A 23,337-nucleotide genomic window follows, 5' to 3' on the forward strand; every position below is an offset into this window, starting at 1 on the left:
TCCATTGTTTCTGTACTAATTTTCCATTTATTCTTCCATTCTTTGCGCTGCGATCTTCTTCATAGATTTGACAGACAGCACACATACAATAATTGTCAATACATCTGCCAACGGCTGCGATAAATAAATTCCATTCACGCCCATCCGGCCTGGCAAAAGCAAAATAAACGGAACATAAAAAAGTCCCTGCCGTATCACGGACAAAAACAGTCCATAGCGCGATTCTCCAATCGTTTGGAAGGTAATTGTCATCATATAGCACAGCCCGAACGCAGGATACAGAACTACCTGCGAGACCAACAGCCTCCATCCGTACTCCACAATAACGGGGTTATCATTAAATAGCAGTATGAGCGGACACGCCAGCACAATATAGGCTCCCGCAACCAAAACCGTCAGCAGCAGTGCTCCGCGCAGCGCAAAGCGCACAGCACTGTGAAACCGTTCTGTTTTGCGCGCACCAAACGCATAAGCGGCCACAGGCTGGTATCCTTGCATAAAGCCCATAATTATGTAACAGCCTATCAAAATCAACCGCTGCACCACACCGTATGCAGCGATAATTGCATCTGCATCAGGCAAAGGGGCGGCCGCAATATTGGTAAGAGAAGCCGCAACAGACAGACAAATCTGAATGACGGCAGTCGGAATTCCGATCATTGCCACATTCCAAAGCAGCTTTCCATCCGGCCGGAACGACTTCCACTTCAGCCGAATGATTGAGCGGCCGCTCAAATAGAACCATGCCAGGATGGCAAATGTAACAAATTGGGAAACAGTGGTTGCCAAAGATGCGCCCTCTACCCCCATTCCCAATCCCCAATCAAACATAAAGATGGGGTCCAGGATTACGTTGAGTACCGCACCGGTAATCACGGCAATGGAAGATATTTTCACCGATGATTCTGCCCGTGCCGCGCAATTCATACTCTGCGCTGGCAAATTGGCCAGCGCGGCAATAAACATCCAGAATGCATAATCTTTGGCCAATGGCAGGGCCGCATCAGATGCTCCGAAAAACCGCATCAGCGGTTCGATAAACACGATTCCGCCTATGCACAAGGCAATTCCTATCACCATTGACACACCGATAATGGTTGTCACCGTCCGGCTGGCCTCTTTTTGATCGCCGGCACCAAGCTGCCGGCCAGTCAGCACCGCTGCACCGGAAGCAAAAATATTCTCAATTGATACCATAATCAGCAGCAGAGGTACGGTCACGCCTACTGCTGTCAGCGCGATATCCGAATCCAGCATACCAATATAGGCAGTATCTACAATATTATATACCGCCTTGGCTATCAAGGCCAGCGTAGCCGGCAGCGCCAGTTTTACAATGGCTTTGGATGGCGCCATTTCCTCAAAAACTGATGCATTTTCTTCCATATTGTTCATTGTTTGATTTTCCTCTCCTCATGGTTTAAAGTAACAGAAAGGCTCTCAAAAGCATTTCAGCTGTAAAATGCTATCGCATTTATCCTGTGCGAAGCAGCATACGCTTGCGCAATCACTCCTTCTGATGCATACCGCCCCACTTTACAGACTAATCAGTTTGTTTTAGTGTATCATAAACAGACCGTTCAGTCAATATTTTAGATGTAAACTTTTTCTGCCAACAGCAGTCCGCCTTTCGTTTCTCCCTCCAAAGCCATTGCCGTACCACAAAAATGGGAGCGCTGCCTTTCGCCGCAGCGCTCCCGCCTTTTCTTTCTTCTAAGTTCCTGCTCTTTTTGTATGGTCCCCGCAAGCTTATTTCAGCTGACCCACAACCGCGTTGATATCTAACGTCAGCGTATCATCCAAAAGCCTCAGCGTGTACAGAAGATCATCCGTTCTCCAGCGCCAGGACTGCATGCCAGACTCCTTCGAATGGGCTGCTTCCTTCATCTCCTCCCCCGTGTGAGCAGAGACTCTCTGCTGCCAGGTCTGCACCATTTCTTCCGATACCGGCTGCGTTCCGTCGGTAATCCAAATGGCAACGGAATCAATTATGCGGTCTTCTTCAAAGCTTGTGTAGAACACCACCGGCTCATGATACAGTTCCGTCTGATACTTTCGTCCCAGCGGAGTAAATCCATCTTCTGTATAATATTCCTCTCCGCCTCCCAGCAGCTGCATAATTTCCGTATCATGGCAGCCAATCAGGATCTCTGCCGCCGTCAGATTCTGCTCCACCGCTCCTGCCTGTTCCTCTATTTCAGCAGGTACCATCGCTGCTTCAGCCGTCTGTCCCATGGTAAAAATACCCAATCCGCTGCTGAATGCGCAAGCCATGATTAGAAACGCACCTGCCACAAAAACTCCAAACGGAAATATTTTCTTCATCATACGATATTCTCCTTTCGATTAAACCAGCGATTGTGTCAGTGTCTGTACCCACTCCGTATTCCACTGATAGCGTGACAATTTTTCCTGTGCTACATTAAAATAGTTAAACCAGTAGTCTGCTCGGCCGCGATCGCTTGTGGCATCAAAATAATTCCATTCACCATCCAGCCGGGCAATATTCCACATATGATATTCACCTCCCATCGTACCGCTTACCGTGAAGCAGGGAATCCCCACTTTTTCAAACAAAACCTGCAAAGCCTGCGCATATCCGCCACAAATTGCCAATCCATCATGAAGCGCACCATACGCAGTCTGCGATACATATGGCATGTTTTCCCGATCGCTGTAATATCGGTGGTCATACAATACATTTTCTGTCAAATAGGTATACAGGCGCTCTGCTTTTTCCGTCTCTGTCATTCCATCTTTTACCTGTTCCCGTACAATCTCATCTGCCAAAGTATGGATATCTGTCAATCGCTGCAAGCACCATGTTCTGTCTTCCTGCATCTGCGGGGTAAAAACAATCTCTGTGCCATCTTTATTCAATTGGCACAGAATATAGCTTCCACCTACCTGCTGAAGCGCCCTGTTCATATCATCCACTGATAAATCTGGATTTGTAATGCGTATTGACACCGTTTCCTTTGACAGGTTCTGCTGCGCAACGTGCATCAGATCTGTCAGAGAGGACACTTTAGCTCCCTGGAAGCCATCCGGATAGCGTCCAGTGCGATACGGCATGTACGCAACCGTGCAATACAGCAAATTATTGCTGCCATGCTCTATTTGCAAATCATACGCATATTTCAGTTCAGGCTGCTCGGACAAAATCGTATAATACTGATTTCTCACATCCATCGGAAGATTGGAGGACTGCCCAAGCATATGTACATCAAATACCGGCGGCTGCTCTGCCATTGTGATAGACATCGCAAGTTGCTTCTTAATATCTGCCAGACTGGAAACCGTAACTGTACCGTCTGACGCAGGGTCTCTGTCTGCACGCTGCAGCATCAGCATAGCCTCTGCCACCGTGAGATTGTCCAGCGGAGCCAGCTGATCGCGGCTTTTCCCGTGCATCAAACCCGTTCCAACGCACCAGCGCATGGCGTCCCGCGCCCATCCTGCTACATTCCCCCGATCTGCAAAATGCTCAAGCGTATATTCATACGCATCGGGACTTCCAAACCCCCGGTACAAAATAGCAGCAAATTCCTGACGGGTAACCAGCCGGTTCGGACAATATCGCTCGCCGCCTACCCCTTGTACAAACCCCTGCTCCGCTGCCCAGGTCACGGCATCCTCGTTATTTTCCGGAATATCAACAAACGGAATCTCCGCTGTGACCTCCGGCTTACCCGCTGCTTCATACAGCATTTGTGCAATTTGACCACGTGTGACTTTACTCAGCGGTTCATCAATGAACTGCTCACTCAATCCATTCTGCTGCGCCCAATTTTTTGCGCTCACTGCCCATTGCGGCCAGGCTGCCGCTGAAGCAAAGCCAGTCAGCATCCAGGCACATAACAAAAAAGAGATTATTTTTTTCATTTTATCCATCTCCTTTAAACAAACCGTTTGGTTTGTTTTATGATACAGTAAACGAACCAAACAGTCAATATCCTTATTGAAGAAAAGCTGCATTTTTGCTATACTGTAACCAAAAGGAGGCTTTCCGCATGAAGCAGTCTGAAAAAAACAAGCGCAGCCGTGAATATATTCTGCAATATGCCTTTACGGAATTTGCCGCTCATGGATACGCAGGCGGCGCTATCAATCAAATTTGTACCCAGGGAAGCATTTCCAAAGGATTGCTATACCATTATTATGATAATAAAGATGCCCTCTATCTGGCCTGTGTAGAGCTTCTGTTCCGTGATATGACTATTTTTCTGCAAGATCATATCCATATTGAAACGGTTACAATCAAACAGTATTTTGAAGTAAGGATGCAGTTCTTTCAGCAGTATCCAGCCCACCGCCAGCTATTTTACGATGTACTGGTTTATCCCCAAAGCCATCTGTCACAACAGCTGGAACATTGCCGCGCTGAATTTGATGCGCTGAATACGCAAATGCTGCGTACAGTATTGCAGCAGGCACATCTCTCCGCATCCGTTTCTCTGGAGGCTGCTATACGGCAGTTCCGCGCTTTTGTTAATTTTCTGGGCGTATATATTCGCGAGGATTCTCTGGCTGATGCAGAGCAAAAAACCCGCGAACTGCTGAACACCATGCTATATGGCTTAGTCGCACGGTAATTTTCCAAGTGATACAATAAAAACGGCGCAGCCACCGAATCCGTCATTCGGAGGCTGCGCCGTTTCGCACCTTTTTACAAAATTTATCCTTCCGTGTTCACATCGTATATTGGGTTACACGGCCTAAATTATCCGTCAATTCAACATACCAGGAAATCTCCTCATACGATGCTGCATCAATTCGATCCCATGGCAGATCAACATAATAATACATCTCTGCATAAGCCATATCCGGCTCCAGCCATTCTTCGACCCGCTCTGCTATGCCGGATATCATCACGCTGTCATACTCCTGCTCGCCCACGCAAAGCACCACCCTGCCGGAAACAGGGAATATCTTGCTGGTGTTGTTCTGCGCCGCGATGCACAGCTTTCCCGTCAGGCTTCCGAAGCCTCCTGCGGTTCCCGTAGTATAGACTAATCCACCGCCTGATTCCGGCTCAAAAGATATCGTAATATCCAAAGCAAATTCACGATTTAAGTCAGACAGATTTGCAACCTGCAAATTACGCGTCGTACCGTTTTTGCTGAGCAGCAAATAAACCGAAACCTCATCCATCAGTGGATAAAGCGTCTCCGCAGTATAGCCGCCGTTGGCATAAGCCGTATCCACCGTCAGATTTTCTCCGCCGCCTTTGATACAGAACTGCGCAGTTTCTTCGCTGTCCACTTCGCGCGGCATCGCGCTGATTCGCAAAGAAAGCTGAGTCGGATCGTTCTCGTCCAGCGAATAATCAACCGTTACATCTGCCATGTCCGACTGCTCCGGCTGCGATGTATCCGGCGCGGGAACGTATACCGTATTGGAGTTCCGCGGAATGCGGTTGACCTCATCCTGCAATTTTACCAACCATGTCAGCGATATTATGTTGCACACAACGCTGGCACACAGCAGCAGTGCGACCGCAATCACAACGGCCTTTGTTTTTTTCGTCAGCGTCGGCTTAAAGGAAACGGTATAGCCGGAAACAGCAGCTTCTGACGATTTTTCCTCTGCTCCGGCCTCCTTCCCGCCGGGCAGTTCTCCGTCCGGCCGCAGCAGATGATCCACCGAAACGCCAAAAATCCGGCTCAGCTCCATTAAATTATCCATCCCAGGCACGGCCTGGTCTGCTTCCCATTTGCTTACCGCCTGGCGGGAAATACCCAGCCGGTCGGCCAATGCCTCCTGGCTCAATCCTGCCTCCCGTCGTAAGGCTGCGATTTTTTCACCCGTTGTCATCATACTCCACCTGCCTTTCTTTTTCTGCTTCTATCCTACTCAAAAATCAGATGAAACGCCACCAACTCTGCGTTTCGTTTTGTCAACTGGCAGTTGCCTCCCCTGTTTAAGAGAAAAAAGCCCCGAAAGACGTCGCTTTCGGGGCTTTAGGGCTTGCTATGTAAGCAACTTATTCGATGCCCTCATCTTCGCCTTCAGGGCGGTTATTATATGCATACTCAGAACAGTTTGCCTTTGCTTCCTCTTCGGTCGCATACGGGCAGCGACGAACACGGCCTTCCGTTTCAGAAAGGGCAACACACAGCTTTTCATCACCGGTTGCATAGCGACGGCGGAACAGACACCAAAGCTTCTTCATTTGAATTCTCCTTTTCTCGTCGGGTGGTTTAATTGTATTATACCTTGTGATAGTGCAATTGTCAACGAGATTGATAAATTTATATCAATACTTTACGCACCAAAGAATTCCTCATGAATGGCTCGAACAGCCTTTTCGCTGTCCTCCTCATTAATCAGCACCGAAATTTTAATTTCCGAAGTGGAGATCATCCGAATATTGATACCCGCCATCGCCAGTGCCTCAAACATCTTGGATGCAACACCTGCCGACGAAGCCATACCAGCGCCGACAATCGATACCTTTGCTACTTCCGTGCTGATAGAAACATCTTCATAGCCGAGCATTTCTGCATTATCCTGCAAAATCTGGCCAACGCGCTCTGCATCGTCCTGGCGGATGGTGAAGGAAATCGACTTCTTATTGTCACGGCCGACAGACTGCAAAATAATATCCACATTCACATTGTGCTTGGACATCAGCGAAAATACTTTGAACGCGGTGCCTGGCGTATCGGAAACATTGATAATTGCAACGCGCGCACAGTTATTATCACGGGCAACGCCCGAAACATTTAATTTTTCCATGTGAGAACCCTCCTTGACTTTGGTACCCGCGTTGCGGGTAAAGCTTGAAACAACCTCGAGGTCGACATTGTACTTCTTTGCCATTTCCACACTGCGGTTGTGCAGCACCTGTGCGCCCAAAGACGCCAGCTCCAGCATTTCATCATAGGTAATCGCTTCCAGCTTGCGGGCTGTCGGCACAATGCGCGGGTCGGCGGTATATACGCCATCCACGTCCGTATAGATCTGGCACAGGTCCGCGCCAAGCGTTGCGGCAATCGCCACCGCAGTTGTATCTGAACCGCCGCGGCCAAGCGTCGTCACATCCCCCATTTTGTTAATGCCCTGAAAACCTGCGACAATCACAATACGGCCATTATCCAGTTCTGCCTTCAGCCGGTCTCCGGAAATGCGCTTGATACGCGCATCCGAATAATTGCTGTTGGTTTCCAGGCCAATCTGCCAGCCAGTTAAAGAGACAACCGAAAATCCCATCTTCTGAATCGCCATTGCCAGCAGCGACATGGAGATCATTTCTCCCGTATTCAGCAAAACATCCATTTCACGGCGGGACGGGCGATCGTTCAGTTCCGCCGCCTTGGCAATCAAGTCATCGGTTGTATCCCCCTGTGCGGAAACGACGACAACCACCTGATTGCCTGCTTTTGCCGTGCTGGTAACAATGTCCGCAACGTTCTTCAGGCGCTCGGTATTCGCAACCGATGAACCGCCGAACTTTTGTACAATAAGACCCATACTGTAACTGTTTCCTCCTTATATCACGGCTTGCGCAGAGCACAGGCCGCCCCTCTTACATAAATTTTACTGTTGCACCCACTTCATCACAGCGAAGCTGCATTGCTTTCCAATGCGGATACTTATTTTGGCAAACCGCCTGCGCGCGGGACAGGTAATCTCTGTCCCCCTTATAAACCAGCGCAATAATAGACGGGCCTGCACCTGAGATAAACGCGCCCAGCGCACCCAACTGCTTTGCCTCCCGCACAATATCCTCGCCGTTTTCAATCAAACCGAAGCGGTATGGCTGATGCAGGCAGTCCCCTGTCGCGGCGTCCAAATTTTCCAGTTTGCCTGTCGTCAGCGACCCTGCAAGCAGGGCTGCACGGGCAAGATTATATACTGCATCACGGTGCGCAATCGTTTTGGGCAGCGCAGCGCGTGCTTTCTCAGTCGAAAGCTGAAAATCCGGAATAAATACGACGAAGTCAATCGCACCGTGCATCGGCACACGAACATTCCACACATGACCATCTTCCAGCAGCGCCACACAAAAACCGCCCAGAATGGCGGGTGTGGAGTTATCCGGATGCCCTTCAATCGTTGCTGCAAGGTCAATAACCGCTTGCCGGTCAAGCGGATTGCCAAGCAGCGCGTTTGCACCCATAATGCCGGCAACGGTACATGCCGAAGAGGAACCCAGCCCCCGCGTCTGCGGAATTGCACAGTCCTCAACAATTTTCATACCGCGCAGTGATTTTCCACATTCATCATACACCCGTTTGGCGCATTGGTAAATAAGATTGTTCGCATCTTTCGGCACAAACTGACCGTTTTTATCCGAAATATCAATACAATCGCTTTCTTCCATATCAATCACATTATAAAGCTCCAGCGCAATGCCAATGCTGTCATATCCCGAACCCATATTAGCGCTCGTTGCAGGAACAGTGATCCTTACCATTCTATTCTCTCCTCTTACAGTATGCGTATTGCCGCACGCACTTCACCGCATTCATTGAGTTTGGCTATCCGCTTCTGCATTTCTGCAGTCGCCAATTTATGCGTTCTGACAACAAATACATTGGCTGCCGGCTCACTCAGGCTTTCCACGGGCAAACCTTTTTCCAGTTCTTCCCGCGGGCCTTTGAAGCGAGCATACCATGCACTTTGCAGCGTATCCATCGGGCGGAGCAGATGTTTCGAGCCGTCTCCCCACATAATACGGCGGCGGCGTTCCGCATGCTCAACACAGTCCATCATATCGGCTGCCACAGCGGAAGCCGTGGCCAGTTTGCCCGCACCTTTTCCGTAAAACATAACGTCGCCTGTCGCGTTGCCTTTCACCATAATGGCATTGAACACATCTTCAACAGAAGCCAGCGGGCTGTCTTTATGAATCAGATGCGGCGCTACATAGGCATATGCCGTACCATCCTCATTGCGAACCATACGGCCAAGCAGCTTGATCACACAGCCCAGTTTATCCGCGTTCGCAACATCTTCCAGTGTAATTTTGGTGATTCCTTCGCAGGAAACCTCGTCGGGGTCAAACTTGTCTCCCAGCGCCAAATCGGACAGAATGCAAATTTTCCGGCAAGCATCATGCCCTTCGATATCGGCAGTCGGGTCCTTTTCGGCATAACCGTTTAGCTGCGCCTGCTTCAAGGCATCAGCAAAAGTGACGTCGTTATGAATCATCTGTGTCAAAATATAGTTGGTTGTGCCATTCAAAATACCGCAAATTTCATCAAATTCATTCGCGGCAAGGCACTGCAGCATTGGACGGATAATCGGAATGCCTCCGCCAACCGAGGCTTCAAACATATAGTTTACACCGTGCGCTTCCGCAATCTGAAGCAGCTCCTCACCTCTGGTTGCAACCAGCTCTTTGTTGGAGGTACAGACGCTTTTCCCTGCCTCTAGGCAGCGCTTGGTGAAGGTATACGCTGCGCCGACGCCGCCCATCACTTCGGCAACCACCGTTACTTCCGGATCATTTTCAATCACCGAAAAATCCGTTACAAATTTATTTCCATAAGGCAAAGCAGAAAAATCGCGCAGGTCCAGCACATATTTTACCTCGACCGGTTCTCCCACAACGCGCGCAATTTTTTCAGCATTCATCTCGAACACCTCATACACGCCCGAGCCGACCGTGCCATGTCCCATAATTGCAACTTTTATCATCATTTGTTCCTCCGTACCCGCGATATTTATTCTGAAGCCAAAATTTCAACCTTGGTAACGCCTTCCAGCGCTTCTGCACGGTGCATCAGTTCTTCAACCGAATACTTCATTTCTCCCGTACGCGCAGCAATGGTAACCGAAGCCTGTCCGCACATCGGAATAGACTGATTTACCGTCAGCAAATTGGCCCCCGACCGCGCCATCAGCCCCAAAATACTTGATAAAGCGCCCGGCTGATCATGCAGCATAAAATGAAATGTGACAATGCGGTCAGTTGTTACTTCAAAGAAGGGGCGCACGCCATCTTTATATTTGTAATAAGCGCTGCGCGACAGGCCCGCCAGCTTTGCAGCTTCACTCGCCGTCGCGGCTTTTCCCGAAGCAATCGCTTCATTGGCCTCAATCACACGCTGAAACACCTCTGGCAGCAATGTGCGTTCAACCAGATAATACTTTGGTTTTATCATGCGTTGTCCTCCCTAAAAAGACAAATGTCTTTTTCATGCTCACTTATCATACCATATCACACATAGCAAAGCAAGAGAATAACTGATAAATTTCAACATTTTCTACCCTGTGTTTTGGACATTTTGACAATGGCTTTTCCTGTTTTTTCGCTCTTAGCAATGGGGCTAACGCATTCTGTCAGGCAAAAGCCTGTAGGCAGCGGTTTCATCCTGATAAGGCAGCAAAAACCGCCGGCCAATATTCCGGCCGACGGTTCTCCCTTTAGTCTTTTTACAGGACCGCTTTATGGAAGGTCTTTTTCCCCTTCTTGATGATGCACTCCTCTGTAAAGGCTGACTTATCCAGCATCTGCTTAAAATCCGTCACCTTTTCCCCGTTGAGTGATACACCGCCGCCCTGCACGAGCTTACGCGCCTCTCCGTTGGAGGCCGCAAGGCCGCACTTGACCAGCAGCGACAGCACGCCGATCTGACCATCGGTAAAATCCTCTTCGGTCAAAGTTGTGGTCGGCATATTTTCGCTTACGCCGCCGCCCAGGAAAATTTCCTTTGCCGCGGTCATCGCCTTGTCCGCCTCTTCCTTGCCGTGTACCAGCGCAGTCAGCTCATACGCAAGAATCTCCTTTGCGCGGTTAAGCTCCGCGCCCTCCCACTTGTCCATCTCCTCAATCTGCTCCAGCGGCAGGAATGTCAACATACGGATGCACCTCAGCACGTCCGCATCATCCACATTGCGCCAGTACTGGAAGAAATCATACGGAGCGGTCTTGTTCGGATCGAGCCATACCGCGCCCGAAGCCGTCTTGCCCATCTTCTTGCCCTCGGAATTGAGCAGCAGCGTAATGGTCATGGCATGGGCGTCCTTACCCAGCTTGCGGCGGATCAGCTCGGTACCGCCCAGCATGTTGCTCCACTGGTCATTGCCGCCGAACTGCATGTTGCAGCCGTAATGCTGGAACAGGTAATAAAAGTCGTAGGACTGCATGATCATGTAGTTGAACTCCAGAAAGCTCAGGCCCTTTTCCATGCGCTGTTTATAGCACTCTGCCCGCAGCATATTGTTGACCGAGAAGCATGCGCCGACCTCGCGCAGCAGATCAACATAGTTCAAATCCAGCAGCCAGTCCGCATTATTGACCATCTGCGCCTTACCCTCGCCAAACTCGATAAAGCGCTCCATCTGCTTTTTGAAGCAGTCGCAGTTGTGCTGAATGGTCTCCGGCGTCATCATGGAGCGCATATCCGTACGGCCCGACGGATCCCCGATGTAGCCCGTACCGCCGCCAACCAGTGCAATCGGCTTGTTGCCGGCCATCTGCAGGCGCTTCATCAGGCAGAGCGCCATAAAATGACCGACATGCAGGCTGTCCGCGGTGGGGTCAAAGCCAATATAGAAGGTCGCCTTGCCGTTGTTGATCATCTTGCTGATTTCTTCTTCATTTGTTACCTGCGCGATCAGCCCGCGCGCTTTCAGTTCTTCGTAAATCGTCATCTGTTATTTCCCCGATCTATTATAAAGTAATTTTGAAACCTATCTTGTAAACCGCTACGGTGCCCGTTCCTTACGGCGCTCATCAATAATAATCACTGCGGCTCTCCCTCCTGCCCGGCAGCACACAGCAGCTCTTCAGCATTTCGACGTGCTGCATCCGATATCTGATCACCGGACAGCAGCCGCGCAATTTCATCCACGCGATGTGGCCAATCCATCGGGCTGACATCGGTATAGCTGCGTCCGTCCCGCACCGACTTTGCAATACGCAAGTGGTGATCGCCCATCGCTGCAATCTGCGGCAGATGGGTCACGCAAAGCGTCTGCTTTTTCCTCGCAATCGCGGATAATTTGCGCGCAATTTGCTGCGCGGCATGTCCGGAAACACCGGTATCGATCTCATCAAAAATCAGCATACCAACATCTTCTCCGGCCGTCAAGACATTTTTCAGCGCCAGCATAATGCGGCTCAGTTCGCCGCCCGACGCTACCCTGGACAAGGGTTTTTCCGGCTCGCCGGGATTGACCGAAATCTCAAACGATACGGTATCAAATCCGTGTGCAGATAATTTGGTACCCGTATGCACAGCAATGCGCATTTTGACTTTCTCCATATCGAGCTCCGCAAGCTCGCGCACGATTTCTGTTTCCAGACGCTTCGCCGCCGCACGCCGCTGCTCACTCAATTGTGCCGCCAGTTTTTTTGCCTCTGTCAGCTGCTCACGATACTGTTCGCGCAGGGTGTCCCGCCGGTTATCTGAATCCTGCAGCGCATCCAGCTCTGCCGTGATCTTATCGTGATATGCAATCACCTCAGCCACCGATTCGCCGTACTTTTGCCGCAGGCGGTAAATCAAATCAAGCCGCTGCTCTACCCACTCTCGTTCTGCCGGTGAAAAATCCAGATGGTCGCTCTGGCTGCACACACTGTCACGCAGGTCGGCAGCCAGCAGGCGCAGTTCCTCTGCCTGCTCTGCCAGGCCATCAAAGGCTTCCGATACCGCATGCAGACCGGTCAGCGCGCCCGCTGCCTGTTCCAGCAAGGTACATGCACCGGCCGTGTCATCATCCCCATCCAACGTAAGGCGTGCCTGCGCCAGCGCGCCCGCAATGCGGCCTGCATGATCAAAATAGGCCTTGCGCTGCGCCAGCGCTTCCTCCTCGCCCGGCTGCAGCTGTGCCGCTTCGATCTCTTCCTTATGGAAAGTCAGCATATCCACCCGCTGCAGACGTTCCTGTTCACCGGTCTCCAGCGCCGTAATCTCCCGCCGCAGCGCAAGCAGCGCCTGATACTGCGGGCGATACTGTGCCAAGAGCGCTTCACAGCCTGCATAGCCATCCAGATAGTCAATATGATGCTGTTCATCCAGCAGTTTCTGCCCATCATTCTGCCCATGGATATCAATCAAATACGGGGCAAGCTGCCGCAGCACCGACGCAGAAACCGGCTTCATATTCACCCGGCAGGTGCTTTTTCCGTCCGCCGTGAGCTGCCGCTGGATATGCAGGGTATCCGGTTCTTCTCCGGACAGCGCCAGTTCATCCAACAGCGCCTGCAACGCAGGAGACAGCGCGGTAAACACCGCGCTGACAAAGCCTTTCTGCGCCCCTGACCGCACCAGATCGCGGCTGATCCTGCGTCCCAGGATCGCGCCGATTGAATCAATCACAATCGACTTACCCGCGCCGGTTTCGCCGGACAGTACAGTCAGCCCGTCTTCCAGTTCAATATCCGCCTGCTCGATCACGGCAATATTCTCAATGTGAAGCAATTGCAGCATTGCCGTGCCCCCTTACTTCAAAATATCTCTGGCCTGCTCGCAAAACCGCGCTGCACTCTCATTGTCCTGCATTACTGCAAAAACAGTATCATCTCCGCCCAGCGTACCAACCACTTCCGTGGCACGCATCGCGTCAATCGCCATAGCAGCCGCCTGCCCAAGGCCAGGCAGGGTCTTAATGACCACCATGTTCTGCGCCGCGTTAATTTCTGTTACGCATTCACGAAAAATATTGCGCAGCCGGGTAGTAAAACTGTCCGCAGGGCCGGAAGCCGCCACTGCATATTTATATTTTCCCGTTTCAGCAGACAGCGTTTTAATCAAATGCAGTTCTTTTATATCACGCGAAACGGTTGCCTGGGTGGTATTGTAACCGAACCCGCGCAGCTGGTCGGTCAGTTCTTCCTGCGTTTCTATTTCCAGGCGATCAATCAAATCCAGTATTTTTGCCTGCCGTTGAAATTTCATCTAACCTGCCCCTCTCTGCTCAAAGCTTTTGCTGCAAAATCGTATAAAAGCTATTGCCTTTCAATCTGACCAGTCGACTATGCAGCCGTGAACGAGTAATCTCAATCCGGTCATCCGGACGGACAGCAAAACTTCTTCCGCCGTCTGCTGAAAGGGATACGTCGTCTCCCCCTTCACATGCGGCAGCAAGTGTAATACGGCGCTCCGGCGCAAAGACAAACGACTTTGCCGCCAGCGCATGTGCACAGATGGGGACCAGGGAAATATTTTCAGCGCTCGGCTCAATAATCGGCCCGCCAGCCGACAATCCATATGCGGTCGACCCCGATGGCGTAGATACAATCACACCATCCCCATTAAACCGAGTCACTTCTTCATCATCGGCCAAAATGCAAACACGCACTATTCGGAACGAATTGCCTTTGATAACAATATCATTCAGCGCATCGTCCTCATAAATAATTCGTCCGTTTCGCTGAACGGCCACATGCAGCATCATGCGGCTGTCAATCACATATTCCCCTGTGAAAAGTTTTTCCATCTCCCCCAGTTCATCAGGCTCCAGCTCCGTCATAAAGCCGACATGGCCCACATTGATTCCCAGCATCGGTAGTTTATGCAGGGCCGCTTCCCGGGCCAGGCGCAGCATCGTGCCGTCTCCACCCAGCACAACGGCAAGATCGGATACTTGAACCGCTTCATCCACAGGCATATATCCAACATCAGCAATCTGCACCTGTCTCATTTCCATCGGCAGCAGCAGCCGAACGCCGTCGCGCATCAGCCGCCCGCACACCTGCGGCAACACAGCGCGCGCGCCGTCCTTACGCGTATTGGGATAGATGAAAAAATTCTTCATAGTCATACATCCAATTCCATATGCGCCTGACGCACAATATCATCCAGGTCAGGCAGACGCTCTTCTCCCTGCTTTGCCAAAAAGCCCAAAAATTCAATATTTCCCTCCGGCCCCTTGATTGGAGAAAACGTCACATCCTGCACGGCAAACCCCGCGCTGTGTGCGTTTTCCACAAATTGTTCAAGCACTTCTCGGTGAATTTCCGGTTCGCGCACAACGCCCTTTTTGCCTACCTTTCCTCGCCCTGCCTCAAACTGGGGTTTGATTAAACAGGCAACGCGCCCCTCTTCCGTCAGAAGCGAAGCGACAACGGGAAGCACCAGTTTCAGCGAGATAAAAGATACGTCAATCACACAAAGAGACGGCGGTTCCGCAAGCTGCTCCGGCGTCACATAGCGGATATTGGTCCGTTCCATACAGACAACACGCGGGTCCTGCCGCAAACTCCATGCAAGCTGCCCATAACCTACGTCAATCGAATAGACCTTTTGCGCGCCGCGACGCAGCAGACAGTCGGTAAAGCCGCCTGTCGAAGCGCCCACGTCCATCACTACCAGCCCTGACGGGTCAATCCGAAAATAATCAAGCGCTTTTTCTATCTTTTTTCCGCCGCGTGAAACGAAATTTTTTCCTGTATCCCGTACCTCAAGCTGGGCGTTTTCATCCACCATATCGCCCGCTTTTCCAGCCTTCTGCCCCGCAATATAGACAATGCCTTCCATAATCGCGGTTTTCGCCCGCTCTCGCGATGGGCAGAGTCCTTTTTCAAACAACAGCACGTCCAGTCTTTTTTTAGCCATGCGCAGTTTCTCCTTTACCCTTTTCCTGACAGATAAAATCAGCAATACTTTCCGCATCAATCCCGCAGTGCCGATAAATCTCCTGCACACTGCCATGCGGCAAAAAGCGATCGCCTGTGTTCAGCAAATCGGTGCGGCCCTTATGATGAGAAGCGATTAATTCTCCAACACTTCCGCTCTGCACCACATCCTCAATCACCACACACCAGTCTGCCAACTGCTCCGTCAAACCTGTCAGCATCTGCTCCATATTGTCATCCAGCGCGTTCAGTTTCCAAACTTCAGCGAATATCTGCCGCTTTTCCAGCAGCTCCGCAGCCGCCAGCGCCTGTTCAATCATCGTGCCATAGGACAGCAGGGAAACCGTCGGCTGTGCCGTTTGACGCACCCGCACAATGTCCAGCTCGGTCGTATCTGTGCAGAAATCGCCCTCACCACCGCGCGGATATCGGATAGCAACAGGGCCATCCTCATGATAGATCGCACGAGATAACATGCTGCGCAGTTCCGCAAAATTCGCCGGCAAAAATATTTTAACCCCGGGCACTGAACGCAGAAACGCAATATCCAGCACGCCGTTATGCGTCGCGCCGTCTGCGCCGACAATACCGGCCCTGTCCACACAAAAAATCACATGCAGGCGCGCAATTGCCACATCATGAACAATCTGATCATATGCACGCTGCAAAAAAGTGGAATAAATTGCAGCAACAGGCAGCAATCCCTGTGCCGCCATACCGGCCGCCATGGCAACGGCATGTTCCTCCGCGATGCCAACATCAAAAAAACGATCCGGAAACTGTGCAGCAAAACCGGTCAAACCGGTGCCTGACGGCATCGCCGCCGTAACCGCACAAATACGCGCATCTTTCTCTGCCAGCGCACACAGGGTCTCTCCCATGCAGGCAGAAAAATCTTTTTTCCCCGGCGCATAATCCAGCCCTGCCTCCGCATCAAACGGAGAGACGCCATGGTACGCTTCCGGATGTTGTTCGCTGGGCGCATATCCACGCCCTTTCTGGGTCATCACATGCAGCAGAACCGGCTTTTTCATTCCCTTCACCTGTGCAAGCAGCTCACATACGCTTTTCAGATCATGCCCATCCACCGGTCCAAAATAGGTGAAGCCCATCTGCTCAAAAAGCGTTGCAGGCAGGAAAATACGTTTCAGCCGTGCTTTGCAGCGCGAAATCAGCCGTGTAACCACCGCGCCGCCCGGAATCCGTGCCAGACTGTCCTTCACATGCGTTTTCGCATGCAGATAACGCGGACTAACGCGCAATCGGGATAAATGCCGGCTCAATCCGCCCACATTCCGCGCAATTGACATATTATTGTCATTTAAAATCACAAGCAGCGGCTCGCCCGATGTGCCAGCGCTGTTCAGCGCTTCATAGGCCATGCCGCCGGTCATCGCACCGTCGCCAATCACCGCAACCACATGGTATTTCTGGTTTTTCAATGTACGCGCATGCGCCATGCCCAATGCCACGGAAACTGAATTTGACGCATGGCCCGTGATACAAGGATCCGTTATACTCTCTTCCGGCTTCATAAAACCGGAAATGCCGCCATACTGCCGCAGTGTATCAAATCTATCCCTGCGGCCTGTGAGAATTTTATGCACATAGCTCTGGTGGCCAACATCATATACAATGCGGTCCCGCGAGGAATCAAATTCCCTTTCCAAGGCAACTGCCAGTTCCACTACGCCTAAATTGGACGCAAGATGTCCGCCCGTATGTGACACGGAATCCACAATGAACTCCCGCAACGAAGCGCACAGCGTATCAAGAGACTCATATGACAGGCCGCGCAGATCGGCAGGTCCCGTTATATTGTCCAAAATCCCGTAATGTTTCATAACTTCCTCCGCCCACGCGCACAGCTTTATTTTTTGCCGTCCAGCGTAATGGGAAGCACCGACAGCACGCGGCCGCACATTGCCAGCACCTTGCTGCTAAACGCAATCGCAATGCCCTTGCCTGCCGCCTTGCCGCCAATAGTGGCTGCTGAAACCATGCCAGTTACCAGCAACGAAAGCAATACAGCCCGTGCGCCGCTCAGCCCTGCCGTTATGCGCGCCACGATCAGCGCACCCGTCGCACCTGAAATAATGCCACAGATATCTCCCACCACATCATTGCAGATGCTGGATACTTTTTCCGCATTGCGCGTCATCCAAACCGCTTCGCGTGCGCCGCGAACTTTATGGGCGGCCATGGAATGAAATTCTTTCTCAGTCGCCGAGGTTGACGCAACACCGATCATATCGAACACAATGCCCAAACCGATAAATACAAACAAAACGACAAATGAAAGTAATGTTCCTGCATTATTCAGGGCCTCACTGGAGGCATAGGACATAATCATTGAAACAAAAAAGCTGACTACAGTAATTGTCAGCACCCACTTGGTTTTAATCAGTTTGGGTTTTTGCGGCTGCGCTTTTTTCTTCTGCTGTCTGTCGGGCACTTCCAAAATAAATACTCCTTAACAAAAAGCCCTGTAACAGGGCTGATCTTCTCTAAAAAGTGACGGCAGGCTGAGTTAATCTTGCGGCTTGAGGTTCGGTTGGCTTTCCCCGCGGACTACCACGCGTCGCCGTCATGGCGGTTTCCCATTATCGTCCGTGCCGGAATGTTACCATTGCCGGGACCGAATTGCCACTTAGTCCGCACTGCACTCCTCCGCCTGCCTCGTTAGAATAGCCTAGGTGCTTTCCACTACAGGCAACACGATTCTTAGCCTCTTTTGCAGACATGGTTTCAAACATCAATTCCCGTGCGCCCCTGGCCGGGGGCACACAGGCGGGTACATTATTCACCATGGCCACTCAAGGCAGGCTACACTGCACACAGCGTTTTGCTCCTGCGCGCCGCCCATTTTCCTGCTCTTCAAGGAAGGCAGGCGGGAAAACACGCGCATTCACGCCACACCGCAATACAGGTTTCATCCTGCACCGTAGAGTATCCATCAATCAATCGATGCTATAGGTACTCCACGCATGCAGGTCTCCACGGCGAGAGGGTCGGTACTTCATGCCATTGAAGCGCGCCCGCAAGCCTTAACCTCCAGCATCCACCCCAAACTGGGCGTAAGAAGCAAACACCAGAGACTTCATCGATATGCCCTTCTACGGATTTTTAGGCCCGTCCTGGGAATCGTATGCGCTGACTAGGATACTACGTCACTTATTTTGTAGTTTACCACAAAGCACCGTCTTATTCAAGCGAATTGCATAAAAATTCACATTTCCGTTTCTTTTTGGCGGTTCGTGCCCGCACTTCTGCCGGAAAACAAAAAAGACGCAAAGGCTCACCGCCTATGCATCTTTTTGTGTCAGAACGGTTTTCTGCTGACGGCTCTGCGCAAAAGACTGTTCACTCTGCCCTGCCCCTGCGGCCGCGCACCAGGCCAATGGCCATAATAACCAGATTGAGCAGCATTCCAAGAAACAGCGGATCAAACGGAAGGCCGGGCAACAACAATTTTCCGAGAAGAACGCAAAGCGGCCCAGCAATAATTGCCGCAATGCCATAGGCTGACGCAATCTTGCCAGGCAGAAACAGCGCACCGCACAGCGGCAGAAACACCACCGCCCCGCGCAGCCCCATAGACATAAAGCTCCACTGTAAGATGACCGACTGCAAATCGCCTACCGTGAACAGGACAGCAAGCAGCAGTACCGCCACAATGGCGATGCGATTGACGGTCAGCCTGCGCTCATCCGTACTGTTCGGCACCGCTCTGGCGTACAGGTTGTTCGTCACGATGCTGCTGATGCCCAGTGTCAGGCCAGCGCCGCATCCGATAATGGCAATGAGCAGCACTGCAAGGAACACGCCGGCCCAGAAGCCCGGCATATACAGCAAAATAAACTGCGGAAACGTCTGCGCAGCCTCCATCGTCGGGAAAGCTGTCTGCATATACATGCCGATCAGCACGCCTCCCAGCCCGATAGGAGGTATCAGAACAGCGCTTGCCAGCGCACCCTGCACTGCGGCACGGTCGCTTTTGGCAGAAAGCACGCTCTGCGCATAGGTCTGCGTGGACAGCACGCCCAATATCAGCGACAGAGCCGCGCCGCCGTCCACCCCCAGCCCGCGGGCAAAGAGGTTGAAATATGTACCTGCCGGAAGAGCCTCATATAACGCTGCTGGTCCGCCGCTTTTCTGAAATACAATGATCACGCACAGGATGGCGCAGGCATAAAGCATCACGGTCTTAATCAGGCCTATTGCCCCTGCGCCTCTCATGCCGCCAAACACTACATATCCCATCATCATCGCAGCAACAATCAAAGCGCACAGCAAGGGGGATAATGGTACAATCGCCGCCAGCAGCGCCATGGCGGACAGAAGCTGTGCTACAATATTCAGAAAGATACCCAGCGAACCAAGCACCGAGGAATAAAATCCCGCTCTGGGGCCGTACTCCTGCTGGATCATCTGCTGAAGGGTCAAATATCCGCTTTTTCGCATCGGGCGGACAAAAAACAGTCCAAGCAGCAAACATCCAAGGCCGCCGCCCAAGCTGAACCAGATAGCCGAAAAACCATGTGTAAAAGCAAGCTGAGAGGTCGCAACTGTAGACGATCCGCCAACCAGCGTACCAATAATCGCACCCGCTACCATGATGGCATTCGACTTTCCGCCGCCGGTTGCAAAATCCGCCGCGCTCTTTACCTTGCGGCCCGAAACAATGCCGGCAGAGAACACGAGAACCAGCGTCAGCACCGCGCCGATCAGATGCGGCAAACCAAGTGTAATCATCTCAAAGCAACTCCTCTGCGTGTGGCGGAAAGAGCCCTGCCCGTTCTGAGGCAAGGCCCTTTCCTTTGTTTTACTTTTCTTCTTCCTTCTCAGCCGCTTCCTGCAAATTGCGTCGAAGGTCTTCTTCCGCTTCTTTCTTATCTGCGGCCATAGAGAGAGCTTCCTCCTTGCCAAAGTACATGCCGATCAGGCCAACACCGACCGCGACGCTGGCAACCTTGATAATCTGAGGAAACACAGTGCTCTTGATGGCAACAGCAATCGAGGCGCCGGTTTCTCCGCCCAAAATCAGAGCAACTACAAAACCCGCAAAGCAGACTGCGCCGGCAAAGATGGATATGTATGCGCCCCAGCCAAAAATCTGATAGAGAACGTTCGATACCTTTTTCATCTCTGCCCCTCCTTACACCATTCCAAAAACAGGCAGCACGCCAAGCATGCAGATGACGCTGAGCAGGTAGTGCAGTACGCACCAGATAATGCAGTTTTTGGTGGTTTCCTTCATACCTGAACCGGAAATACCCATCGCGGTATACATGCACAGCGCCAGCGGCGGCGTCATGCCCTCCATCGCACCGCAGATAACCGGCAGCATGCCTGCAATCAGGAAGGGATTGGCGCCGGCCGCAGCCATGACGGACACCATCGCGGTACCGAAAATGGCAACCTGCGAAGAGCCCGGCAAAATCATGCCTAAAATAGCTGTGAACAGAGGCAGAATCAGGGCCAGCGGCACCAGACCCAGATTCCAGCCGGCAATCATATTGCCGATATTCGCGCCTACGTTCAGCGACTCAAACAGATTGCTGATGCAGTAAGCGAAGAAAATGGTGGCCGAAACCGGAACAATGGACTTCGTACCTTTGGTCAGCAGCGCAACAATGCTCTTGGGTCCGACTTTCATGTTTTTGCGAATGATAAACAGTGCATATACGGCGGCAATACCCGGCGTGAAAAGCAGCACGCAGCTTGACAACGCTGAGGCGCCGGCAGCGGTCAGGCGGTCCGTAAAAAATCCCTCTTTGAGCTGAGCGTCCAGCAGGAACGGCAGAAGGATGACCACCGGAATCATCATCGACTTCCATCCCTTGCGAATGGCGTCACCAAACTTGGGAATCTCCTGTGGCGGCAGCGCTTCGATATGGTGAATCTTGCAGAACACAAAAATTGTAACCGCACGCTGCAAAATGAACCACAGGGAAATCCCCCACATCAGCAGCCAGAACTGAGACATCGTATAAGTGTCCTCGCCATACAGTGTTGTCAATATGCCGAACGATGCCACAATAATTCCAGCAGGCGGAATCATATTGCCCATGGTACTGGATGCCATGCAGATATTGGAAGCCAGATAATCTGGGAACCCGGCGCGCTTCATAGCAGGAATGGTGAATACACCTGTCGCGGCTACGTTGCCGGCCGCGCTGCCGGACAGGGCGCCCATAAAACTGGAAACCAGCAGCGCCACATAGCCCGTGCCTCCCTTGATGCGGCCGAACAGTGAAAGGACAACTTCAATACAGGCGTCAATAACTTTCGTCCCTGTAAATATCTGGGCGACAACCATAAAAGCTACGATTGCATAGAACAAGGTATTTGTCGAGGTTTTGTAAATATGCTCCCCGATTGCTCCCCATTGATTGGTCATGGCCACCAGAACAATGTAGCCGGCCAGCATGCCTTCATAAATGGGGCGCTTGAGTACGATAAAAAATACACAGATGGTAACAAGCAGCGCTACCAGGTAGGTGATTTCAACGGGCATGGTACTCCCCCTTTTCTATTGAATTGTCTGTTCTGCCCTTCCGCCGTATATTGGGCAGCGGCCGGACACTTTTTTAGAAAGCGGCCGGTCGTTTCATTTTGGAACAACCGGCCGTTTCAGTAAGACTATCTGTCGGGCTTTTGCAGCGTCTTAATCCTCTATCGGAATCTCCACATCCAGCAGAGGCGGATACTGCTGACAACCAAAAATATCGCCTTCACCAAAAGAACCAGAGGGACGCAGACGATTGATCGTGAACTTGATGGCATAGCCCGGGTCAAATTCAACAAAATCAGCCAGGCGGCTCTCATCGACATTGAACAGCTCGCAAACGAACTTCGGGTTCAGTACGCCGCTCTTTTTGACCTTCTCATAGTTGGCCGGATCGCGGAAAATGATATCAAAGGTGATGCGGTCAGTGCCAGCATTTTTACTGCGAATCGTCTTTGCCAGATCAACTAATTTCATCGTTTTCATGATGTTTCTCCTCCTTATTCGCCGATTTCGATCATAGAGATCGGGAACAGCTCAAGCGGATCGTCGACTTCGACCGTATGGTCCATCGTCCAGGTATAAGCGTCCGAAATCTTGGTTACTTCATCCAGAATAAAGGCAGCTGTACCGGCCGTGCCCTTCACTTCAGGCAGGCGGGCGTAGAAAATCTGACGCATGCCGATCAGGGTAACTTCCTCAGCCAGCTTGTCATTGTCAGCCACGCCCTCAACGACAACCAGCAGCTCATGCGACTTAGTCTCCTTAACCGGCTCCATATCGCCCATAACGCCGTTCTTGCCGAAGATGCGGTAGTTCAGTTCATATTTTTCATTCGGATGACGCTCTGCAACCTGAGAACGCGCCCACTCGATCACCTTGTCAATGTTTTTAATCGTATACGGATCGCGGATACCCGCCATGCCCAGATAACGCTTGCCGACAAAGCCGGAACCTTCGAGCTTGACCTTGATACGTCCCTCAATCGGAACAAACTTGGCGTTGGTAATGCGGCAGGTCTTTTCATCAAACTGCTCATACTTGCATTCGCTCATATCCAGGCAGCCGCCGGCAACATACTCGTAATAAGGATTGGTGCGCTCGTACATCGCGTGGCCTGCCACGGAGGCAATTGTGCAGCGCTGGAACGGCGCCATAGCAGTAACTTTTACATCATCCTTTGTAATCGTTCCGATGACCGATTCCTTCGCGCCGTAAGGCTCACAGCAGAAGGAGGCACATTCCAGCACCTTGCCGGTATAGTACGCGATATTCTCCGGAAAGCCCTCAT

The 23,337-nt window shown here is 51.6% G+C and carries 22 protein-coding genes; 1 reads left to right on the forward strand and 21 read right to left on the reverse strand.

Annotation, left to right across the window (positions count from 1 at the left end; all coding sequences use genetic code 11):
• Positions 1 to 27: 27 nt before the first annotated feature.
• The 3 genes from ACOYIE_RS02380 to ACOYIE_RS02390 form a co-directional block, all read right to left on the reverse strand.
• On the reverse strand, positions 28 to 1,395 hold the full coding sequence (locus tag ACOYIE_RS02380; RefSeq protein ID WP_433410469.1) for an MATE family efflux transporter: 1,368 nt from the start codon (positions 1,393 to 1,395) through the stop codon (positions 28 to 30).
• A 354-nt stretch (positions 1,396 to 1,749) separates the two neighbouring features.
• Positions 1,750 to 2,328, reverse strand: coding sequence for a hypothetical protein (locus tag ACOYIE_RS02385; RefSeq protein WP_433410471.1), 579 nt, complete (start codon positions 2,326 to 2,328; stop codon positions 1,750 to 1,752).
• A gap of 18 nt (positions 2,329 to 2,346) precedes the next feature.
• Positions 2,347 to 3,804 (reverse strand): transglutaminase domain-containing protein, encoded by a 1,458-nt coding sequence (locus tag ACOYIE_RS02390; RefSeq protein WP_433410473.1) that lies wholly within the window; start codon positions 3,802 to 3,804, stop codon positions 2,347 to 2,349.
• A 209-nt stretch (positions 3,805 to 4,013) separates the two neighbouring features.
• Between ACOYIE_RS02390 and ACOYIE_RS02395 the strand changes: the two genes are divergently transcribed.
• A complete protein-coding gene (locus tag ACOYIE_RS02395; RefSeq protein ID WP_433410475.1) occupies positions 4,014 to 4,595 on the forward strand; it encodes a TetR/AcrR family transcriptional regulator in 582 nt (193 codons plus the stop codon).
• Positions 4,596 to 4,692: 97 nt separating this feature from the next.
• Here ACOYIE_RS02395 and ACOYIE_RS02400 read toward each other — a convergent pair whose 3' ends face one another.
• From ACOYIE_RS02400 to ACOYIE_RS02485, 18 genes are all read right to left on the reverse strand, one after another.
• Positions 4,693 to 5,820, reverse strand: coding sequence for a helix-turn-helix domain-containing protein (locus tag ACOYIE_RS02400; RefSeq protein WP_433410477.1), 1,128 nt, complete (start codon positions 5,818 to 5,820; stop codon positions 4,693 to 4,695).
• A gap of 166 nt (positions 5,821 to 5,986) precedes the next feature.
• The gene (locus ACOYIE_RS02405; protein ID WP_433410478.1) at positions 5,987 to 6,175 is read right to left on the reverse strand and encodes a hypothetical protein; all 189 of its coding nucleotides are present in this window, start codon (positions 6,173 to 6,175) and stop codon (positions 5,987 to 5,989) included.
• Positions 6,176 to 6,267: 92 nt separating this feature from the next.
• Positions 6,268 to 7,476, reverse strand: coding sequence for an aspartate kinase (locus tag ACOYIE_RS02410; protein WP_433410479.1), 1,209 nt, complete (start codon positions 7,474 to 7,476; stop codon positions 6,268 to 6,270).
• A gap of 55 nt (positions 7,477 to 7,531) precedes the next feature.
• The gene (gene thrB / locus ACOYIE_RS02415) at positions 7,532 to 8,422 is read right to left on the reverse strand and encodes a homoserine kinase (protein WP_433410481.1); all 891 of its coding nucleotides are present in this window, start codon (positions 8,420 to 8,422) and stop codon (positions 7,532 to 7,534) included.
• Between the two features lie 14 nt (positions 8,423 to 8,436).
• A complete protein-coding gene (locus ACOYIE_RS02420) occupies positions 8,437 to 9,648 on the reverse strand; it encodes a homoserine dehydrogenase (protein WP_433410483.1) in 1,212 nt (403 codons plus the stop codon).
• A 26-nt stretch (positions 9,649 to 9,674) separates the two neighbouring features.
• Positions 9,675 to 10,115, reverse strand: coding sequence for an ACT domain-containing protein (locus ACOYIE_RS02425; protein ID WP_433410485.1), 441 nt, complete (start codon positions 10,113 to 10,115; stop codon positions 9,675 to 9,677).
• Positions 10,116 to 10,386: 271 nt separating this feature from the next.
• Complete coding sequence (tyrS, locus tag ACOYIE_RS02430; RefSeq protein ID WP_433410487.1) at positions 10,387 to 11,607, reverse strand: tyrosine--tRNA ligase; 1,221 nt, start codon at positions 11,605 to 11,607, stop codon at positions 10,387 to 10,389.
• Between the two features lie 92 nt (positions 11,608 to 11,699).
• Positions 11,700 to 13,388 (reverse strand): DNA repair protein RecN, encoded by a 1,689-nt coding sequence (recN, locus tag ACOYIE_RS02435; RefSeq protein WP_433410489.1) that lies wholly within the window; start codon positions 13,386 to 13,388, stop codon positions 11,700 to 11,702.
• A 12-nt stretch (positions 13,389 to 13,400) separates the two neighbouring features.
• Positions 13,401 to 13,856 (reverse strand): arginine repressor, encoded by a 456-nt coding sequence (locus ACOYIE_RS02440; RefSeq protein WP_433410490.1) that lies wholly within the window; start codon positions 13,854 to 13,856, stop codon positions 13,401 to 13,403.
• A 19-nt stretch (positions 13,857 to 13,875) separates the two neighbouring features.
• Positions 13,876 to 14,715: an NAD(+)/NADH kinase gene (locus ACOYIE_RS02445; protein ID WP_433410492.1), complete on the reverse strand. Its 840-nt coding sequence runs from the start codon at positions 14,713 to 14,715 to the stop codon at positions 13,876 to 13,878.
• A 2-nt stretch (positions 14,716 to 14,717) separates the two neighbouring features.
• Positions 14,718 to 15,515 (reverse strand): TlyA family RNA methyltransferase, encoded by a 798-nt coding sequence (locus ACOYIE_RS02450; RefSeq protein WP_433410493.1) that lies wholly within the window; start codon positions 15,513 to 15,515, stop codon positions 14,718 to 14,720.
• On the reverse strand, positions 15,508 to 17,379 hold the full coding sequence (gene dxs / locus ACOYIE_RS02455) for a 1-deoxy-D-xylulose-5-phosphate synthase (protein ID WP_433410495.1): 1,872 nt from the start codon (positions 17,377 to 17,379) through the stop codon (positions 15,508 to 15,510). The genes ACOYIE_RS02450 and dxs overlap by 8 nt, the downstream gene beginning before the upstream one ends.
• Before the next feature lie 26 nt (positions 17,380 to 17,405).
• The gene (locus ACOYIE_RS02460; protein ID WP_433410506.1) at positions 17,406 to 17,990 is read right to left on the reverse strand and encodes a hypothetical protein; all 585 of its coding nucleotides are present in this window, start codon (positions 17,988 to 17,990) and stop codon (positions 17,406 to 17,408) included.
• 908 nt (positions 17,991 to 18,898) lie between these two features.
• Entirely contained in the window at positions 18,899 to 20,290 is a 1,392-nt protein-coding gene (locus ACOYIE_RS02465) for a sodium:solute symporter family protein (protein WP_433410497.1), read from the reverse strand.
• Between the two features lie 70 nt (positions 20,291 to 20,360).
• Positions 20,361 to 20,681: a hypothetical protein gene (locus ACOYIE_RS02470; RefSeq protein WP_433410499.1), complete on the reverse strand. Its 321-nt coding sequence runs from the start codon at positions 20,679 to 20,681 to the stop codon at positions 20,361 to 20,363.
• 12 nt (positions 20,682 to 20,693) lie between these two features.
• Entirely contained in the window at positions 20,694 to 22,055 is a 1,362-nt protein-coding gene (locus tag ACOYIE_RS02475) for a TRAP transporter large permease subunit (protein WP_433410501.1), read from the reverse strand.
• Positions 22,056 to 22,205: 150 nt separating this feature from the next.
• Entirely contained in the window at positions 22,206 to 22,532 is a 327-nt protein-coding gene (locus ACOYIE_RS02480; protein WP_433410502.1) for a DUF4387 domain-containing protein, read from the reverse strand.
• A gap of 14 nt (positions 22,533 to 22,546) precedes the next feature.
• Positions 22,547 to 23,337: acyclic terpene utilization AtuA family protein (locus ACOYIE_RS02485; RefSeq protein ID WP_433410504.1), on the reverse strand; the 791-nt coding region annotated here is incomplete at its 5' end.

The organism is Agathobaculum sp. (genome assembly GCF_050946325.1).
Classification (GTDB): domain Bacteria; phylum Bacillota; class Clostridia; order Oscillospirales; family Butyricicoccaceae; genus Agathobaculum.

Excerpts from the sequence above, each read along its gene's own strand:
- thrB (WP_433410481.1), bottom strand. The coding sequence starts at position 8,422 with ATGGTAAGGATCACTGTTCCTGCAACGAGCGCTAATATGGGTTCGGGA.
- ACOYIE_RS02465 (WP_433410497.1), bottom strand. The coding sequence starts at position 20,290 with ATGATTACACTTGGTTTGCCGCATCTGATCGGCGCGGTGCTGACGCTG.
- dxs (WP_433410495.1), bottom strand. The coding sequence starts at position 17,379 with ATGAAACATTACGGGATTTTGGACAATATAACGGGACCTGCCGATCTG.
- ACOYIE_RS02440 (WP_433410490.1), bottom strand. The coding sequence starts at position 13,856 with ATGAAATTTCAACGGCAGGCAAAAATACTGGATTTGATTGATCGCCTG.
- ACOYIE_RS02410 (WP_433410479.1), bottom strand. The coding sequence starts at position 7,476 with ATGGGTCTTATTGTACAAAAGTTCGGCGGTTCATCGGTTGCGAATACC.
- ACOYIE_RS02470 (WP_433410499.1), bottom strand. The coding sequence starts at position 20,681 with ATGAAAAAGGTATCGAACGTTCTCTATCAGATTTTTGGCTGGGGCGCA.
- ACOYIE_RS02445 (WP_433410492.1), bottom strand. The coding sequence starts at position 14,715 with ATGAAGAATTTTTTCATCTATCCCAATACGCGTAAGGACGGCGCGCGC.
- ACOYIE_RS02480 (WP_433410502.1), bottom strand. The coding sequence starts at position 22,532 with ATGAAAACGATGAAATTAGTTGATCTGGCAAAGACGATTCGCAGTAAA.
- ACOYIE_RS02425 (WP_433410485.1), bottom strand. The coding sequence starts at position 10,115 with ATGATAAAACCAAAGTATTATCTGGTTGAACGCACATTGCTGCCAGAG.
- ACOYIE_RS02380 (WP_433410469.1), bottom strand. The coding sequence starts at position 1,395 with ATGAACAATATGGAAGAAAATGCATCAGTTTTTGAGGAAATGGCGCCA.
- recN (WP_433410489.1), bottom strand. The coding sequence starts at position 13,388 with ATGCTGCAATTGCTTCACATTGAGAATATTGCCGTGATCGAGCAGGCG.
- ACOYIE_RS02475 (WP_433410501.1), bottom strand. The coding sequence starts at position 22,055 with ATGCCCGTTGAAATCACCTACCTGGTAGCGCTGCTTGTTACCATCTGT.
- ACOYIE_RS02395 (WP_433410475.1), top strand. The coding sequence starts at position 4,014 with ATGAAGCAGTCTGAAAAAAACAAGCGCAGCCGTGAATATATTCTGCAA.
- ACOYIE_RS02405 (WP_433410478.1), bottom strand. The coding sequence starts at position 6,175 with ATGAAGAAGCTTTGGTGTCTGTTCCGCCGTCGCTATGCAACCGGTGAT.
- tyrS (WP_433410487.1), bottom strand. The coding sequence starts at position 11,607 with ATGACGATTTACGAAGAACTGAAAGCGCGCGGGCTGATCGCGCAGGTA.
- ACOYIE_RS02450 (WP_433410493.1), bottom strand. The coding sequence starts at position 15,515 with ATGGCTAAAAAAAGACTGGACGTGCTGTTGTTTGAAAAAGGACTCTGC.
- ACOYIE_RS02385 (WP_433410471.1), bottom strand. The coding sequence starts at position 2,328 with ATGATGAAGAAAATATTTCCGTTTGGAGTTTTTGTGGCAGGTGCGTTT.
- ACOYIE_RS02420 (WP_433410483.1), bottom strand. The coding sequence starts at position 9,648 with ATGATAAAAGTTGCAATTATGGGACATGGCACGGTCGGCTCGGGCGTG.
- ACOYIE_RS02400 (WP_433410477.1), bottom strand. The coding sequence starts at position 5,820 with ATGATGACAACGGGTGAAAAAATCGCAGCCTTACGACGGGAGGCAGGA.